Source organism: Gammaproteobacteria bacterium, assembly GCA_029880545.1.
Taxonomy (GTDB): Bacteria; Pseudomonadota; Gammaproteobacteria; order Acidiferrobacterales; family SZUA-150; genus JAOUOD01.
On sequence record JAOUOD010000003.1, the window covers coordinates 1 to 13,793 of the forward strand.

19 protein-coding genes are annotated in these 13,793 nt (G+C 52.8%); 15 read left to right on the top strand and 4 right to left on the bottom strand.

Annotated elements, in window-relative coordinates; all coding sequences use genetic code 11:
* Positions 1–137: 137 nt before the first annotated feature.
* The 14 genes from OEZ10_04030 (at position 138) to OEZ10_04095 (ending at position 8,603) form a co-directional block, all read left to right on the top strand.
* A complete protein-coding gene (locus tag OEZ10_04030; GenBank protein ID MDH5632143.1) occupies positions 138–644 on the top strand; it encodes a hypothetical protein in 507 nt (168 codons plus the stop codon).
* A gap of 144 nt (positions 645–788) precedes the next feature.
* The gene (locus tag OEZ10_04035) at positions 789–1,061 is read left to right on the top strand and encodes a hypothetical protein (protein ID MDH5632144.1); all 273 of its coding nucleotides are present in this window, start codon (positions 789–791) and stop codon (positions 1,059–1,061) included.
* A gap of 141 nt (positions 1,062–1,202) precedes the next feature.
* The gene (locus tag OEZ10_04040) at positions 1,203–1,646 is read left to right on the top strand and encodes a hypothetical protein (protein MDH5632145.1); all 444 of its coding nucleotides are present in this window, start codon (positions 1,203–1,205) and stop codon (positions 1,644–1,646) included.
* 222 nt (positions 1,647–1,868) lie between these two features.
* Complete coding sequence (locus OEZ10_04045; protein ID MDH5632146.1) at positions 1,869–2,135, top strand: hypothetical protein; 267 nt, start codon at positions 1,869–1,871, stop codon at positions 2,133–2,135.
* A 43-nt stretch (positions 2,136–2,178) separates the two neighbouring features.
* Complete coding sequence (locus OEZ10_04050; protein MDH5632147.1) at positions 2,179–2,832, top strand: class I SAM-dependent methyltransferase; 654 nt, start codon at positions 2,179–2,181, stop codon at positions 2,830–2,832.
* Positions 2,833–2,857: 25 nt separating this feature from the next.
* On the top strand, positions 2,858–3,928 hold the full coding sequence (rsgA, locus tag OEZ10_04055) for a ribosome small subunit-dependent GTPase A (protein MDH5632148.1): 1,071 nt from the start codon (positions 2,858–2,860) through the stop codon (positions 3,926–3,928).
* Between the two features lie 83 nt (positions 3,929–4,011).
* Complete coding sequence (locus tag OEZ10_04060; protein ID MDH5632149.1) at positions 4,012–4,482, top strand: macro domain-containing protein; 471 nt, start codon at positions 4,012–4,014, stop codon at positions 4,480–4,482.
* 146 nt (positions 4,483–4,628) lie between these two features.
* Positions 4,629–5,159: a GNAT family N-acetyltransferase gene (locus OEZ10_04065; protein MDH5632150.1), complete on the top strand. Its 531-nt coding sequence runs from the start codon at positions 4,629–4,631 to the stop codon at positions 5,157–5,159.
* 75 nt (positions 5,160–5,234) lie between these two features.
* On the top strand, positions 5,235–5,531 hold the full coding sequence (locus OEZ10_04070; protein MDH5632151.1) for an antibiotic biosynthesis monooxygenase: 297 nt from the start codon (positions 5,235–5,237) through the stop codon (positions 5,529–5,531).
* Positions 5,532–5,663: 132 nt separating this feature from the next.
* Entirely contained in the window at positions 5,664–6,443 is a 780-nt protein-coding gene (locus OEZ10_04075; GenBank protein MDH5632152.1) for a class I SAM-dependent methyltransferase, read from the top strand.
* A 64-nt stretch (positions 6,444–6,507) separates the two neighbouring features.
* Positions 6,508–6,882 carry a VOC family protein gene (locus OEZ10_04080; GenBank protein MDH5632153.1) on the top strand — a complete coding sequence of 125 codons (375 nt, stop codon included), beginning with the start codon at positions 6,508–6,510 and terminating at the stop codon, positions 6,880–6,882.
* A gap of 277 nt (positions 6,883–7,159) precedes the next feature.
* Entirely contained in the window at positions 7,160–7,420 is a 261-nt protein-coding gene (locus OEZ10_04085) for a PilZ domain-containing protein (GenBank protein ID MDH5632154.1), read from the top strand.
* A gap of 36 nt (positions 7,421–7,456) precedes the next feature.
* Positions 7,457–8,068 (top strand): class I SAM-dependent methyltransferase, encoded by a 612-nt coding sequence (locus OEZ10_04090; protein ID MDH5632155.1) that lies wholly within the window; start codon positions 7,457–7,459, stop codon positions 8,066–8,068.
* A gap of 34 nt (positions 8,069–8,102) precedes the next feature.
* A complete protein-coding gene (locus tag OEZ10_04095) occupies positions 8,103–8,603 on the top strand; it encodes a GNAT family N-acetyltransferase (GenBank protein MDH5632156.1) in 501 nt (166 codons plus the stop codon).
* A 5-nt stretch (positions 8,604–8,608) separates the two neighbouring features.
* Here OEZ10_04095 and OEZ10_04100 read toward each other — a convergent pair whose 3' ends face one another.
* Positions 8,609–9,034, bottom strand: a complete 426-nt coding sequence (locus OEZ10_04100) for a thioesterase family protein (protein ID MDH5632157.1) — start codon at positions 9,032–9,034, stop codon at positions 8,609–8,611.
* Between the two features lie 34 nt (positions 9,035–9,068).
* Here OEZ10_04100 and OEZ10_04105 point away from each other — a divergent pair, with 34 nt between their 5' ends.
* The gene (locus tag OEZ10_04105; protein MDH5632158.1) at positions 9,069–10,226 is read left to right on the top strand and encodes an FAD:protein FMN transferase; all 1,158 of its coding nucleotides are present in this window, start codon (positions 9,069–9,071) and stop codon (positions 10,224–10,226) included.
* Here OEZ10_04105 and OEZ10_04110 read toward each other — a convergent pair.
* The 3 genes from OEZ10_04110 to OEZ10_04120 all read right to left on the bottom strand — a co-directional run bounded on the left by OEZ10_04110 (position 10,223) and on the right by OEZ10_04120 (position 13,793).
* A complete protein-coding gene (locus OEZ10_04110) occupies positions 10,223–11,047 on the bottom strand; it encodes a kinase/pyrophosphorylase (GenBank protein ID MDH5632159.1) in 825 nt (274 codons plus the stop codon). The two genes, OEZ10_04105 and OEZ10_04110, sit on opposite strands and share 4 nt — an antisense overlap.
* A 52-nt stretch (positions 11,048–11,099) precedes the next feature.
* A complete protein-coding gene (gene ppsA, locus OEZ10_04115; protein MDH5632160.1) occupies positions 11,100–13,508 on the bottom strand; it encodes a phosphoenolpyruvate synthase in 2,409 nt (802 codons plus the stop codon).
* A 99-nt stretch (positions 13,509–13,607) separates the two neighbouring features.
* On the bottom strand, positions 13,608–13,793 hold the full coding sequence (locus OEZ10_04120) for a hypothetical protein (protein MDH5632161.1): 186 nt from the start codon (positions 13,791–13,793) through the stop codon (positions 13,608–13,610).

A 13,793-nucleotide genomic window follows, 5' to 3' on the forward strand; every position in this document is an offset into this window, starting at 1 on the left:
ATCATTCAACTACTAGAAAAAATGAGGCAATGAAATATGCCTTATAACAATTCGTTCAAATACGCAGGTGTTTCACACCTGCTCGGACCGCGCAAAATGCGCGCGGCCCTTTAACTCTGACGTTAGGAGTAAGCAAGATGAGACTATCAAAATATATCGTGCTTTCATTGTTTTTCTTAATTATTTCCGAAGTTCTTGCTGATGACGTCGAGTCCAAAGTAAAAAAATGGGTTGAAGAGCAGTCGATAAAGAAACAACTTGTTATTTTACAGTCGACAAAGAATTATAACGAAGCATTAAGAACGGCCAAGTTGGCCTCGAAAACTCTGAAATTGAAATTAGATCTTCGTGGTTTGGATCATAATGATGCAACAGGTCTGACATTTTCAAAAGAGGTTTGTGATGGGGAAGGGGGGTTCGGATACCCCTGTTATATCGCTCGGGGCCGATATGACGATGGGGATTATGTAAGTATTGAGCATTCATCTGCCTATAGTGAGTTCTCCAATGGATTCTTCATTGTGGTGGCATCGAGCCATCCAAAAGGGTCGAATGAAGTTACCAGTGTTCTCGAACTAACTAGGAAACATTTTAAAGATTCCTACGCGAAAACAAGCATGGTTTATATGGGTTGTATGCATTAAATCGATAATGATGGAATAAGTCATTGAAATTGGTTTTCTCAATAGCACCGCCTAAAAAGGATCTAAAGGTCGTGCTTCGTACGGGACCTCGCGGACACCGCGCGGCCATTTATGCTAAACGTTATGTTTTAAAAGGGTTTACCCATGGAATTTAGTGATAAAGAACTGGCAGTGATTGCCAGTGCAAAGAAAAAAGTTAAGACAGCAACATTCCTCAGAATTGTGTTGGTTATTGCCATGCTGTCCGGGATTGGCTTGATGTTCACCGGCGTGGTGGTTGCCGAGCAAATTGTTTATTTGGCGGTAGCAGCGATTGTTTTGGCTACTGTACTTCCTCAATTTGGCACAGGGCCAAGGTACGAAGAGTTATTAAAAATACTGGAAAGCAAAGCTAATGCGCAGCGTTCAAAAACATGACGAGGTGCGGCAATCTGGGCCTTCGGCTCCTGCGACGCTCACAAGTTCGCGCCCATGCGCATGGCGTTACGTGACTGGAAGGAATGATCGATGCTGGACCGGCGAAAGATGTAGCGAACCTCATCAGGGAAAGCAAGTCTTATGAATAAAAATAGATATCTATCTTCACAATGGAATAACTACCTGATGATTGGATTGGGTATACCGGCGGTAGCCTATGCCGGAATCATCTTCTTTACATCTGCTCTATCAGAAAAAAATGGTTTTTTCGGTATGGTCGCGGTCGGGATTGTATACTGTCTTATTGTTGAGCAGCATTCATCGATGTTGCTTAAGTGGAGAATTGAAAACATTAGCGATTATATTCCAACAAAATATAGTGTTTCAGAAAGGTTTATAGTCGTTTTATACAATCTGATATGGTGGGTTCCTATTGCGTTTCCGTTTTCAGGTATCGTCAGTTTTAGATCCGGCTCGACAATATTCTTTTTTGTGACATTTTCAAGGGCGCTTATCAATCTATACCGAATCAATGTGCTTACACCAGAAAAAGCATTTCATTTTCCTTTGCGGGGACCAAATTGATATACAGTTCTATAAATTCGCTAATAAATCGTCACATGATAAACAGGGCCAGAGTAAAAAATTACATTGAAAAATCGCTTCGACTTCATGTATCGTTTTGGTCCAGGAGAGTCTTTTTGCACGCCACTAAAAAGTCCTGATTGATATTGGAAACATAAAATCAGTTCACCGAGAGGTGTCCAAATGCGTTTGAAATTCGTGTAAAAATTGGGTGCAGCGTTGTTGGACTGCGTATTGGCCGGCACAGGGATTGCGCTCGCGAAAGATATCCCATCCAAAGCGAACTCCGCTGTCACTGACATTGTGTTTGAGTATGACGCGAATGATTTTTCAACGTACGCCGTTCGGGAAAGTGGATTTGTCGATGTAACCTTTGCGCGCAATACGCCGGATGCGCTCTACGGTGAAATTCTGACCAAGTTGAAGAATCACCCTGATATCAAGGGCGTTCTCGCAGGCAAAGGTGGCCCTGGTTGCTCGGGTTTTTAGGTGCACCGAAATAGCAGCGTTACACAATTAAGGATGGGGCAAAATGGCAAACGACTTCGTCGGCGCTGAGCATGAGTTTCACAGCAAGGAGTTTGCGCTCGGCTGGGCCGAGCGATTCGTTCCTACGCCCGAGCGCCTGCGGTTGTTTGATCTGATCTTTACCGAGCTCACGGAAGCGGTTCCGGATGATGGGCGCATTGTTGAGTTGGGGATGGGGCCGGGCTACCTGGCGAGTTATCTTCTCGAGCGAATGCCCAGCGTCTCGTACTGCGGCATCGACTTTTCCACGCCGATGCTGGACATTGCCCGAGAACGGCTAGAGAAATTTTCGCCGCGAGTCATTTATACCCAGGCGGATCTGGTCGATCAGGCCTGGGAACAGCGCGTCACCAAACCTGTGCATGCGATCGTGTCCACGTGGGCATTGCATGATCTGGGCAGCCGGGACAACATCAATACTGTTTACCAGCGCTCGTTTAGCACCTTGAACAGTGGCGGTGTCCTGATAAATGGCGATTTCATCAAGCCAATCGACGCTGTACAGGAGTTCGAAGGCGGGCGTATTTATATTGCCGAGCATCTTGAGAGCCTGGACAAACTGGGCTATTCGAATCCCCGTTGTCTATCAGTATTCGAAACAGAACTAGACAACCCCACTTCAGCACAGAACTATGCTTGCATAATGGCAGAAAAGTGACGATTGCGTAGAATAGATCGCACTCATGAAAAACAATTACGAAGCACTGAATAAGCTCGGCTGGAGCGACTGGTTCGCGCAACGGGCAATATGCGAGCCAACCGATGCCATTGCTCGCGTGGCGGCAGTGGACCGTGACCAGTTGCTGATCGAGGGGCAGGCCGGGCAATTCCGGGCGAAGCTGTCCGGCAGTTATTTGCACCACCATGTTCCCGAGCAATTTCCCTGCGTCGGTGACTGGGTGTGCGTGGAAAGACAACACGGTGATGACTTTGGCATCATCCATGCAGTGATCGAACGCAGGACGTCGCTGCACAGGAAATCAGCCGGCCACAACGTCGAACACCAAATGATTGCCGCCAACATCGACTACGTGGTGATCGTCCAGTCATGCCAGTTTGATTTCAACCTGAATCGCCTGCAGCGCTATCTTGTCATGATCCTGGAAGGCGGTGCAGCACCGTGCATCTTGCTGACCAAAACCGACCTGGTCGATCCGGGTGTGTTGTCCTCGCAACTGGCCGAGATCGCTTCTGCCGGTATTACCGCTCCGATTTTCCCGCTAAGCAATGTTACCCGTCATGGACTGGATGAGTTCCGACATCTGCTAGTGCCGACCAAGACCTATTGTTTTGTCGGTTCATCCGGGGTGGGCAAGAGTACGCTGATAAACCACCTGATTGGGCACCAACAGCTGGAAACAGGATCAACCAGTGGCACCGGTGAAGGACGACACACGACGGTGCGTCGGGAACTGATTCGCCTGGAAGGCGGTGCGCTGGTTATCGATAATCCCGGGATGCGCGAACTTGGCATTATTGATGCGAATGAAGGCATCGGCGACAGCTATGCCGACATTTCGGCGCTATCAACCGGCTGTCATTACCGGAACTGCAGCCATACTGATGAGCCGGGATGTGCCGTGCTTGCCGCGGTGCGCGATGGCGAGATCAGCACGGAATCGCTTGGGAATTTTCACAAGATCAAGGAAGAATCCAGGTTTAATGACATGTCCTATGCTGACAAGAGAAAGAAGGATCGGAACTTTGGCCGATACATCAAGTCGGCCAAGAAGGACTTGAAAAAGGACAAGTAGCGTCGGTTCCGGGGTATAGCCCCGCACGCCAGACTATATAGTACTATCGGGCACAATCAGGCACTGTCAGGTAATAATAGAGTATGAAACCCGATATACGATTTGGCGATATCCTGGATCAAGACGTCGAGGTCATCGTGAACGCCTGGAACAGGAATATCATTCCCTGGTGGCTGTTGCTGCCACAGGGCGTATCAGGCGCGATAAAAAAGAAAGGTGGCTATGCACCGTTCAGGGACGTGGCCAGGTTTGGCCCCATACCGCTCGGCGAAGCGCGGCTAACCGGCGCAGGCACGTTGCCATTCAAAGCAATCATCCACGTGGCGGGCATCAATATGTTCTGGTGTGCCACGAAATCATCAGTCACGAATTCAGTTATCAATGCCATGAGACTGGTGAATGAAAACGGCTATAAAAGTGTCGCGTTTCCCCTGATTGGTGCGGGTTCCGGAAACCGGGGAGAGCAATGGTCCCTGGATTTAATGAACCACGCGTTTGAGCAAGTGGAAAGTGATGCAAAAGTATTCATCGTCCGGTATAAAAAAGGACATTGACGATATTGCCGGGACGGCGTGGACACCGTTATCAGGTTAGCGCGAACTGCGATAAAAATGAGCCGCCGCTCGATGGTTAGTGGCCCAGCGAAGGATTGGGATAAGGATTGGGGCAGGATTATAAAAAAAGGGGGAGAGCATTCGACATGTTTAGACTGGAAGTCGATAAGGAGATTAACCTGGTCTTTTTGCAGAACTCCATGGCACCGGAGCTGTATGCACTCGTGGAAAGCAACCGGGATTACTTGCACCAGTGGATGCCCTGGGTTGAAGGCACAACATCAGTAGCTGATATTGAATCGTTTATTGAGCGCTCTGTTAACGGTTTTGCCAAGGAAGCCACACTGGTTTGTGCCATCGAGTATAAGGGAAAGCTCGGCGGTATCATCAGTTACAACAAGATTTCCAAAACTCTGAAGAAAGTAGAGCTGGGCTACTGGCTGGCGGAAGCATTACAGGGCAACGGAATCATCTACCGGGCATGTAAAAAGCTCATCGACTATGCGTTTCATGAAATGAATATGGAAAAAGCAGAGATCAGGGTGGTGACAGGCAACCTTGCCAGCCGCAAGGTCTGTGAAAAACTCGGCGGCACCCTGGAGGGCGAGATCAGTCATAGTGAAAACCTTCATGGGAACATTGCCGGCCACGCGGTGTACGCTATTCACAACAAGTAAGTGGCGGCGCAATCAAAAGCCAGGCCCGCACGGTTTGGCAGGGAGTATTGTCTTCGTCTTAAATGCGTATCATTGGTGTTAGCGCTATCAAAGGCCATTCTGAAAGACTTTATTCTGGAGCCGGAACAGGACCTGGAGCGTGTAAAGCAGGAGTTGGTGCGTCACATTGACCTGACGAGAATGGAGCCGGGTTGTCTCGTATTTAACGCGATTCAGAATACTGCAGATCCGAAACGCTTTGAAGTTTATGAAGAATTCGTAAATAGAGCTGCATTCTCGTTCCATCAACATGGAGTGCGCGGCCCCGCATGGGGAAAAATCACTGGAAATGTGGTAAGGTGCTACGAAATCGAAGGGGTTGACGCAATCTGACAACCTATCGTCCTTCTGGCAGGTTATTTTGCTGCCGGCGTTAGCCGGTATGGGCCTGTCATCCGGCCGCTGACCCGGATATCCCGAATCAGCCGGTCGACTCCAATCCAATCACACCCGCCAGGGAGCATCATGCATACACGTCACAGAATTCAGTTTCCAAAATCCGAATCTTCAAAACTCAACCAGGACGAAGTCTATTTCTATCTCCAGGAACAGGAAAAGCAGCGCAAAATCCGCTTCCATGATTACGACAGGATCTACCAGGTGCAGGGCCTGTATGAGCAGATCTTCTATGATCGCCTGAAATGCACCTCCCCGGAGAAAGTCACCGCCATCCTGGCGTCGTCGGTAAGGCAATCAGACGACAACTTGTCTGAATTGCGCGTACTGGACTTTGGTGCCGGTAACGGAATGATGGGCGAGTCCCTGAAGAATCACGGTATCTCGCGATTGATTGGTGTTGATATTATCCCTGAAGCGAAGGAAGCTACCTTGCGAGACAGGCCGGGGCTGTATGATGCCTACTATGTTGAAGACTTCACGCAACTGAGCGCCGAGAAGAAAGAAGATATAGCCTCGTGGCAGTGTGATTGCATGGTTACTGTGGCGGCGCTGGGGTTTGGCGACATCCCGGTCAAGGCATTTATCGAAGCCTTCAATATCATCAAGACCAAGGGCTGGGTCGCGTTTAATATAAAAGAAACGTTTTTCGACGTCAGCGACAAGTCCGGGTTTTCCAAGATGATCCGCGACCTGATATTTTCCAAGTACCTGGATGTCTATCATATCGAGCGCTACCGCCATCGATTGTCTATCGAGGGAGAGCCGCTGTATTATTTTGCCATCGCGGGACGAAAGAATGCCGACGTATCCAGGGAGTTCCTTGAGTCGCAAGGCGTCAGCGCCTGACAGGGAATAACGGTCCTGGCTCCTGCGCTGTTAAAATCATCTTATAGCAGGCAGGAGCATGCCGATGACGGATTCAGCCGCAGTCGAAATCAAGGCGTTTGTGCCAGCCAAGGATTTCGGTTTATCCAAAAAGTTTTATACAGACCTTGGCTTCGATCTGAAATGGACCGATGAGGAACTGGCGTATTTTGCGTGCGGGGCGACGAGCTTTCTTCTGCAGAACTTCTATGTCAAGGCGCACGCCGACAACTTCATGATGCACCTGCTTGTCAGGAATGCCGATGACTGGTGGAACCGGCTGACGGCAAGTGGCATTGTTGATCGCTACGGCGTTTCCATGACCGAACCGGGAGACCGCAGCTGGGGCATGCGGGACTTCACCCTGATCGACCCATCCGGCGTGTTGTGGCACATCGCCAATAATATCCCGCAATCATAATAGCGCCTGGAGTTCGTTTGCTGTGCCGTAATCGGCTGGATGGAGAGCCTGCCCGAAGGCCGAAAATCACGTTTTTGCCGGGGTGCACACCGATCCCGGGTTACCCGGTGCCCGCCGTTAATCCATGAAGCAGGTGAAGCCGGGAACGGACCCAGTCCCGGTTCCGTTACGGAATAGGGTTGCCGCGCATGTCATGTCGCGGCAAGGGCAGCGCAAAGGCCACTTTTTGCGCTATCATCCGGGGAAATCATCCGCCAACCGGAGCCTGTAAAATTTTATGGAAAACCGGCGTCACCCGAGAAATCCTATTGCCGTAATGATGAAGGTATGGCACCCGCAGTTTGGCGAAAAGCTGGTGACTACGCGCGACCTGTCAGATGGCGGGCTGTTTATTGTTTGTGACCCGGCTACCATGCCGGCAATGGGCGAGATCCTGGACGGGCAGGTGCAGTCCGAACATGCCGAGTTGCCGATTGTGAAAATGGAAATTGTCCGGGCCGAGAAAGACGGGCTTGGGTTGCGATTTGTTGGTACATAAAGCTTACACCCCTGCCGACAACCGAGTATTTTCCCCATGCAGCCCGACCAAATCGCTGAAACCTACAACAAGATCGCCGAACACTGGGACTCTCCCGACTTTAATTACGACAACGGTATCAGTCAGCACCAACGTGCCCTGGGGTTGGCACCGCAGGCCGGCGCCGCGCTGGACGCGGGCTGTGGCGCCAGTGGTCGCATTATTGAATTACTGTTGGCCAAGGGCTACGACGTTGAGGGTGTCGATATCTCCGTGGAAATGTTGCGCCGCGCGCGCCGCCGCCATCCTGGTGTTGTGTTTCACGAGGCCAACATTTGCACCTGGGAGTTGCCACGGCAATATGCGGTTATCAGTGCCTGGGACAGCATCTGGCATGTGCCGCTGGCGCAACAGCTGCCGTTAATCAAAAAGTTATGCAATCATCTCGTGCCGGGCGGAGTGTTGATATTTACCACCGGCGGTGTTGAGCAGGCGGATGAAATTACGCCAGATTGTTTCGGGCAGCCTTTATATCATGCCGCACCCGGTATCCCGTCGCTGGTGCAGGCGCTTGGGGAGGCGGGTTGTCGTTGCGCGCATCTTGAATATGACCAGTACCCGGAGAACCACGTTTACCTGGTTGCCCAGAGACTTGAACATACACCGTGATGATTGAAGTGATTTATTGTCGGGGTTGCTGCAAATGATTCGACCGCTGGATGTGAATGTCGCCGACGATCTTGAAGCGGTCGCCCGGATCTACAACCATTATATAATCAATACGGCGATCACCTTTGAAGAGCTGCCCATTGATGCGGACATAATCCGCACGCGCGTTGAAAAAGTCACGGCTGCCGGTTTGCCCTGGTTGATCGCCGAGCAGAATGGTGAAGTCATCGGTTATGCCTATGCCGCGCCGTGGCGTGAACGCTCGGCTTATCGGTTCAGTGTTGAAGTCAGCGCCTACCTGGACAAGGATCAAACCGGTAATGGTTGGGGCACCAGGCTGTTCGAAGAATTGTTTGCCCGGTTAAGACAATGTTCCATTCATGTCGCCATTGGCGGCATTACCCTGCCCAATGCCGCCAGCGTCGCGCTGCATGAAAAGTTCGGCATGACAAAGGTCGCCCATTACCCGGAAGTCGGTTACAAGTTCGAGCGCTGGCTGGATGTGGGCTATTGGCAGGTCATACTCGCCGAATAGCCGGGTCAGCGAGCCCCGGTTTGTTTGGCCACCATGCCGGCATCAAAACGCTGCTTGTCAATAACAAAGCGTTCATGGCTGCCGCGGCTGATCAGGTCAATGCCATCGTGAGCTTCCACGTCGAAGCGCAATCGCCTGCCATCAACCTCCACCAGTGTGACATTGGCCGTGACTTCCAGCCCGGCCGGTGTCGCCGCCTCGTGACTGACATTAATGTGAGTGCCGACACTTTGTTCCGCCGGCCAGTCCAGGTGCGGCACTACCAGTTTGATGCAGGCCCATTCCAGGAAGCCTACCAGGAAGCCGGTGGCAAACACTTCCGGCATGGCCAGGAATTCCTCGGCTTCGGGGTACAGGGCAGGTACGGTTTTGGATGATGGAATCACGAATCGATGTTCATAGCGGATGCCGGGTTTGAGTGATGGCTTCATGCTGCGGTCCTCATGCGATGGCCGGGGTTCATCCGTGAAACGCTGTCCAGGCCCTATCATAATACAGAATCGCTGGGCGGCCACGGCCGTGTTCCAGTATGATGGGGTTATCGATGATCATGGAAACAGGCTGATGATGGCAAGCCACGCAGGTTCCCGGTATGTGCTGATGGTTTCAGTATTGGCGTTGTTGTTGTCCGCCTGTCATGGCGATCGCATCAGCCAGCAATACCAGGTACCGGTATTCGGTACACTGGTGGATGTCAGTGTTCATGATGCGGACCGGGATGCGGCGGCAAAAGCGATTGCGGAAATCACGCAAAAGTTTGAAGCCATGCACAGTGACTGGCATGCATGGAAACCGGGCACGGTAGTCGAGCTCAACCAGGCCATCGCCCGTGGTCAGTCATTCACGGTCAATGATGAAATGGCGACCGTCATTGCGCAGGCAAAAATCCTCGCTGCCCGGAGTCAACATCTGTTCAATCCAGCCATTGGAAAACTGATTGGCCTGTGGGGCTTTCATGCCGACGTGCGACCCAGTGGGCCGCCACCGGCGGCGAAAGAAATCCAGGCATTGGTGAAGCTGAATCCGCGCATGGACAACCTCGAGATCAGTGGTAATAACATCAGTAGCAGTAACCCTGCCGTGCAACTGGACTTCGGTGGTTTTGCCAAGGGCGTGGCCGTGGATTTTGCCATTGCGATTCTGCGCAAACACGGTATCAATAATGCCATTGTCAATGGCGGTGGCGATCTTCGTGCGATAGGCCGTCATGGTGACCGGCGCTGGCGCGTGGGCGTGCGCCAGCCGGGTAACTGGGATGTGGTCGCCGTGATCGAAACCCGCGATGATGAAAGCGTGTTTACGTCAGGCAACTACGAACGTTACCGTGAGCATATGGACCGGCGCTATGCGCACATCATTGATCCGCGTGATGGTATGCCGGTGGAGCATGTGGCATCGGTGACGGTAATCCACAAAGATGGCGCTACCGCTGATGCGGCGGCAACGGCGCTGGTGGTTGCCGGCGTGAAAAACTGGGAGCGCATCGCGCGCAACATGGGCATACGCTATGCCATGATGATTGATGACAAGGGTACGGTGTATACGCACCCGGCCATGCTCAAGCGCCTGGAATTTGCCGAAGACAGCAAGCCGAAGATAGTGCTGGGCGCGGATCTGCCCTAGCCGCCGTACCAACGGCGTTCAATGCCACGCTCGTTCATGATGAAGGTGGCAATCTCTTCTATGGACATGGTACCGGTATTGATAAACGGAACATTGTCACGCTGGTACATGGCTTCAACAGCGCCGACTTCGTATTCGCATTGGGACAGGGAAGAATACTGCGAGTTGGGTCGGCGTTCATTGCGAATCTGGCACAGCCGTTCGGCACTGATGCTGAGGCCATGCAGCTTGCGGCGCCAGGGCTTTAATGCTTTTGGCAACTGTTCCGATTGCAGGTCTTCATCGGTAAGTGGGTAGTTGGCGGCAAGAATGCCGAATTGCAATGCCAGGTACAGGCAGGTCGGTGTTTTGCCGCTGCGCGATACACCAATCAGGACAATATCGGCTTCATCGTAATGGGACGTGGTTATGCCGTCGTCGTTGGCCAGGGCAAAGTTGATGGCATCGATTCGTGCCTTGTAGCCGCCGTTGCTGCCCATGCTATGTGATCGACCGACCGCATGGGATGAATGTATGCCCAGTTCCTTTTCCAGTGGCCGGATAAAGGCTTCAAACATGTCCAGCACCAGCGCGTTGCTTTGCTCTATGTATTCGCGCATGTCCTGCTCGATCAGCGTCGAAAACACCAGTGGCCTGGGTTTGCCTCCCTCGCTGATGCGATTGATCCGTTCCGCCAGCAGCCGGGCTTTTTCCGGCGTATCAATAAACGGCGCCTTGATCATGTCGAAGTCGATGCCTTCGAACTGCGTCAGCAGGCTGTGTGCCAGCGTTTCCACCGTGATGCCGGTGCGATCGGAAACAAAAAACACCGTGCGTTTCATTGGCGAGCAATCTTGTTGCTGTTACAACGACCAGCTTTGTGCATTGCCAGGCTCAGCTGCCGGCAGCGCTGTTGTTGCCGGCTTGCTTGCCCGACTGTTTACCGAGGAACAGCCAGGTTTCCAGGACCGTGTCCGGGTTAAGCGAAATGCTCGAGATACCTTGTTCCAGCAACCACAAGGCCAGGTCCGGGTAATCTGACGGCGCCTGGCCGCAAATGCCGACATACTTGCCTTGCTTGTGACAGGCCTGGATAGCCATCTGGATCAGTTTTTTCACCGCGGCGTTACGCTCATCAAAGGTTTGCGCCACCAGCGCCGAATCACGATCCAGTCCCAGTGTCAGCTGGGTCAGGTCGTTGGAGCCGATGGAGAAGCCGTCAAAGTGTTCAAGGAACTCCTCGGCCAGGATGGCATTGGACGGAATTTCGCACATCATAATCACGCGCAGGCCGTTTTCACCGCGCTTGAGACCGTTCTGCTCCAGCAGTTGCACGACCGCCGCGCCTTCATCGACAGTACGTACAAATGGAATCATGATTTCGACATTGGTCAGACCCATGTCATCGCGAACCTTCTTGATGGCGCGACATTCCAGTTCAAAGCAGGAACGGAAACTTTCCGATACGTAACGTGATGCGCCACGGAAACCAATCATCGGGTTTTCTTCATCAGGCTCGTAACGATCACCGCCGAGCAGGTTGGCGTATTCATTGGATTTGAAATCCGACATGCGCACAATCACCGGCTGGGGATGAAACGCGGCCGCCAGCGTGGCAATGCCTTCCACCAGTTTTTCCACATAGAACTCGACCGGTCCCGGGTAGCCGGTAATGCGTCGGTCAATCTTCTCGCGCAAGCCTGAAGCCAGCTGGTCGTATTGCAACAAGGCACGCGGATGGATGCCAATGGTATTGTTAATAACAAACTCGAGCCGTGCCAGGCCAACGCCACGATGTGGCAGTGAGGCAAACTGGAACGCACGCTCGGGGTTGCCGACGTTCATCATGATCTTGGTGGGCAATTCCGGCATGCTGCCGGCCTCGATCTGGTTGATTTCAAATGCCAGCTTGCCGCGATAGACATAACCGGTGTCACCTTCGGCGCAGGATACGGTGACCTTGTCGCCATCCTGGATGGTATCGGTGGCATTGCCGCAACCCACTACCGCCGGAATACCCATCTCGCGGGCGATAATGGCGGCATGACAGGTGCGACCACCGCGGTTGGTGACTATGGCGCTGGCTTTTTTCATGACCGGTTCCCAGTCCGGGTCGGTCATATCAGCTACGAGCACGTCGCCTTCCTTGACCCGCGACATCTCGCTGACATTGCGTATGACCCGCGCTTCGCCAGCGCCGATGCGCTGACCAATAGCGCGGCCATGGGTGATGGTGGAACCGCTTTCCTTGAGTTGATAGCGCTCGATGACCTGCCTGGATGCGCGACTCTCGACGGTTTCCGGTCGCGCCTGGACGATATAAAGACCGCCGTTAATGCCATCCAAGGCCCATTCAATATCCATCGGCCGGCCGTAATGCTTTTCGATGGTCATGGCCTGGCGGCCCAGCGCTTCAACCTGTTCATCGGTCAGGCAGAAACGGTTGCGCTCGTCAGCGGGCACCTCGACGGTGCGTACTGTCTGGCCGTGCTCGGTGCTGTCGTTGTAAATCATCTTGAGGCTGCGGCTGCCCATTTGCCTGCGCAGGATGGCCGGGCGATTGTCTGCCAATGCGCGTTTGTAGACGTACCATTCATCCGGGTTGACCGCGCCTTGCACTACCATTTCACCCAGGCCGAAGGCGCCGGTGATCAATACCGCGTCACGGAATCCGGATTCGGTATCCAGCGTGAACATGACCCCACTGGCGCCAACGTCGCTGCGCACCATTTGCTGAATACCGGCGGACAGCGCTACCTGGCTGTGATCAAAATCCTGGTGAACGCGGTAGGCGATAGCGCGATCGTTATAGAGTGAAGCGAATACGTGCTTGATGGCGGTCAGTACGCTATCGATGCCGCGTATATTGAGGAATGTTTCCTGTTGCCCGGCAAAGGATGCGGTGGGCAGGTCTTCCGCCGTGGCCGATGAGCGTACCGCTACCGACAGCTCGGCGTCACCGAACCGTTTTTGCATGTCGGCATAGGCATCGCGAACCGCCTGTTCCAGTCCGGGCGTGAACGGGGTGTCAACGACTTGCTGGCGAATGCGAGCACCGGTTTCAGCCAGCTTGACGACATCATTAACATCAAGCCCCGCAAGTTCCTTGTTAATACGATCATCCAGGCCAGATTGCGCCAGAAACTCGCGAAAGCTTTCAGCAGTAGTGGCAAAACCACCCGGCACCTGTACACCCAGCCCGGACAGGCTGCTGATCATCTCGCCCAGCGAAGCGTTCTTGCCGCCGGTCTGTCCGACATCATTCATGCCGAGTTGATCAAACCAGATGATATGCGTTGTCATGCCAGCCTCCGATGGTGTTTGGGTGCAAAACTAAACCAGGCTTTGTTATCAAACCTTGATCTGGATAAAACATAGCAAATGAATTCGCTAAACCAACCTCTAGTGCGCCTTTCGTTTGCAACTGTCGCCCTGACAGCCACAATGGCTGCCGCAGCCGCCGCCTTCCTCGCGGGCCGGGCCCAGCTCCGGGTGCCTGTCAGCAAATCGCCGGGCCGCGGTTTGCACCAGCAACCAGGCAATCGAGGCTGCAAATATAATCGCCATGCTGGCCAGTAGTTTGATCAT

What these genes read in the sequence shown, in the direction of transcription:
- OEZ10_04065 (MDH5632150.1), top strand. Translation starts at nt 4,629, where the DNA reads ATGTTTAGACTGGAAGTCGATAAGGAGATTAACCTGGTCTTTTTGCAG.
- OEZ10_04085 (MDH5632154.1), top strand. Translation starts at nt 7,160, where the DNA reads ATGGAAAACCGGCGTCACCCGAGAAATCCTATTGCCGTAATGATGAAG.
- OEZ10_04080 (MDH5632153.1), top strand. Translation starts at nt 6,508, where the DNA reads ATGACGGATTCAGCCGCAGTCGAAATCAAGGCGTTTGTGCCAGCCAAG.
- OEZ10_04095 (MDH5632156.1), top strand. Translation starts at nt 8,103, where the DNA reads ATGATTCGACCGCTGGATGTGAATGTCGCCGACGATCTTGAAGCGGTC.
- rsgA (MDH5632148.1), top strand. Translation starts at nt 2,858, where the DNA reads ATGAAAAACAATTACGAAGCACTGAATAAGCTCGGCTGGAGCGACTGG.
- OEZ10_04060 (MDH5632149.1), top strand. Translation starts at nt 4,012, where the DNA reads ATGAAACCCGATATACGATTTGGCGATATCCTGGATCAAGACGTCGAG.
- OEZ10_04100 (MDH5632157.1), bottom strand. Translation starts at nt 9,034, where the DNA reads ATGAAGCCATCACTCAAACCCGGCATCCGCTATGAACATCGATTCGTG.
- OEZ10_04110 (MDH5632159.1), bottom strand. Translation starts at nt 11,047, where the DNA reads ATGAAACGCACGGTGTTTTTTGTTTCCGATCGCACCGGCATCACGGTG.
- OEZ10_04040 (MDH5632145.1), top strand. Translation starts at nt 1,203, where the DNA reads ATGAATAAAAATAGATATCTATCTTCACAATGGAATAACTACCTGATG.
- ppsA (MDH5632160.1), bottom strand. Translation starts at nt 13,508, where the DNA reads ATGACAACGCATATCATCTGGTTTGATCAACTCGGCATGAATGATGTC.
- OEZ10_04030 (MDH5632143.1), top strand. Translation starts at nt 138, where the DNA reads ATGAGACTATCAAAATATATCGTGCTTTCATTGTTTTTCTTAATTATT.
- OEZ10_04050 (MDH5632147.1), top strand. Translation starts at nt 2,179, where the DNA reads ATGGCAAACGACTTCGTCGGCGCTGAGCATGAGTTTCACAGCAAGGAG.
- OEZ10_04090 (MDH5632155.1), top strand. Translation starts at nt 7,457, where the DNA reads ATGCAGCCCGACCAAATCGCTGAAACCTACAACAAGATCGCCGAACAC.
- OEZ10_04120 (MDH5632161.1), bottom strand. Translation starts at nt 13,793, where the DNA reads ATGATCAAACTACTGGCCAGCATGGCGATTATATTTGCAGCCTCGATT.
- OEZ10_04075 (MDH5632152.1), top strand. Translation starts at nt 5,664, where the DNA reads ATGCATACACGTCACAGAATTCAGTTTCCAAAATCCGAATCTTCAAAA.
- OEZ10_04035 (MDH5632144.1), top strand. Translation starts at nt 789, where the DNA reads ATGGAATTTAGTGATAAAGAACTGGCAGTGATTGCCAGTGCAAAGAAA.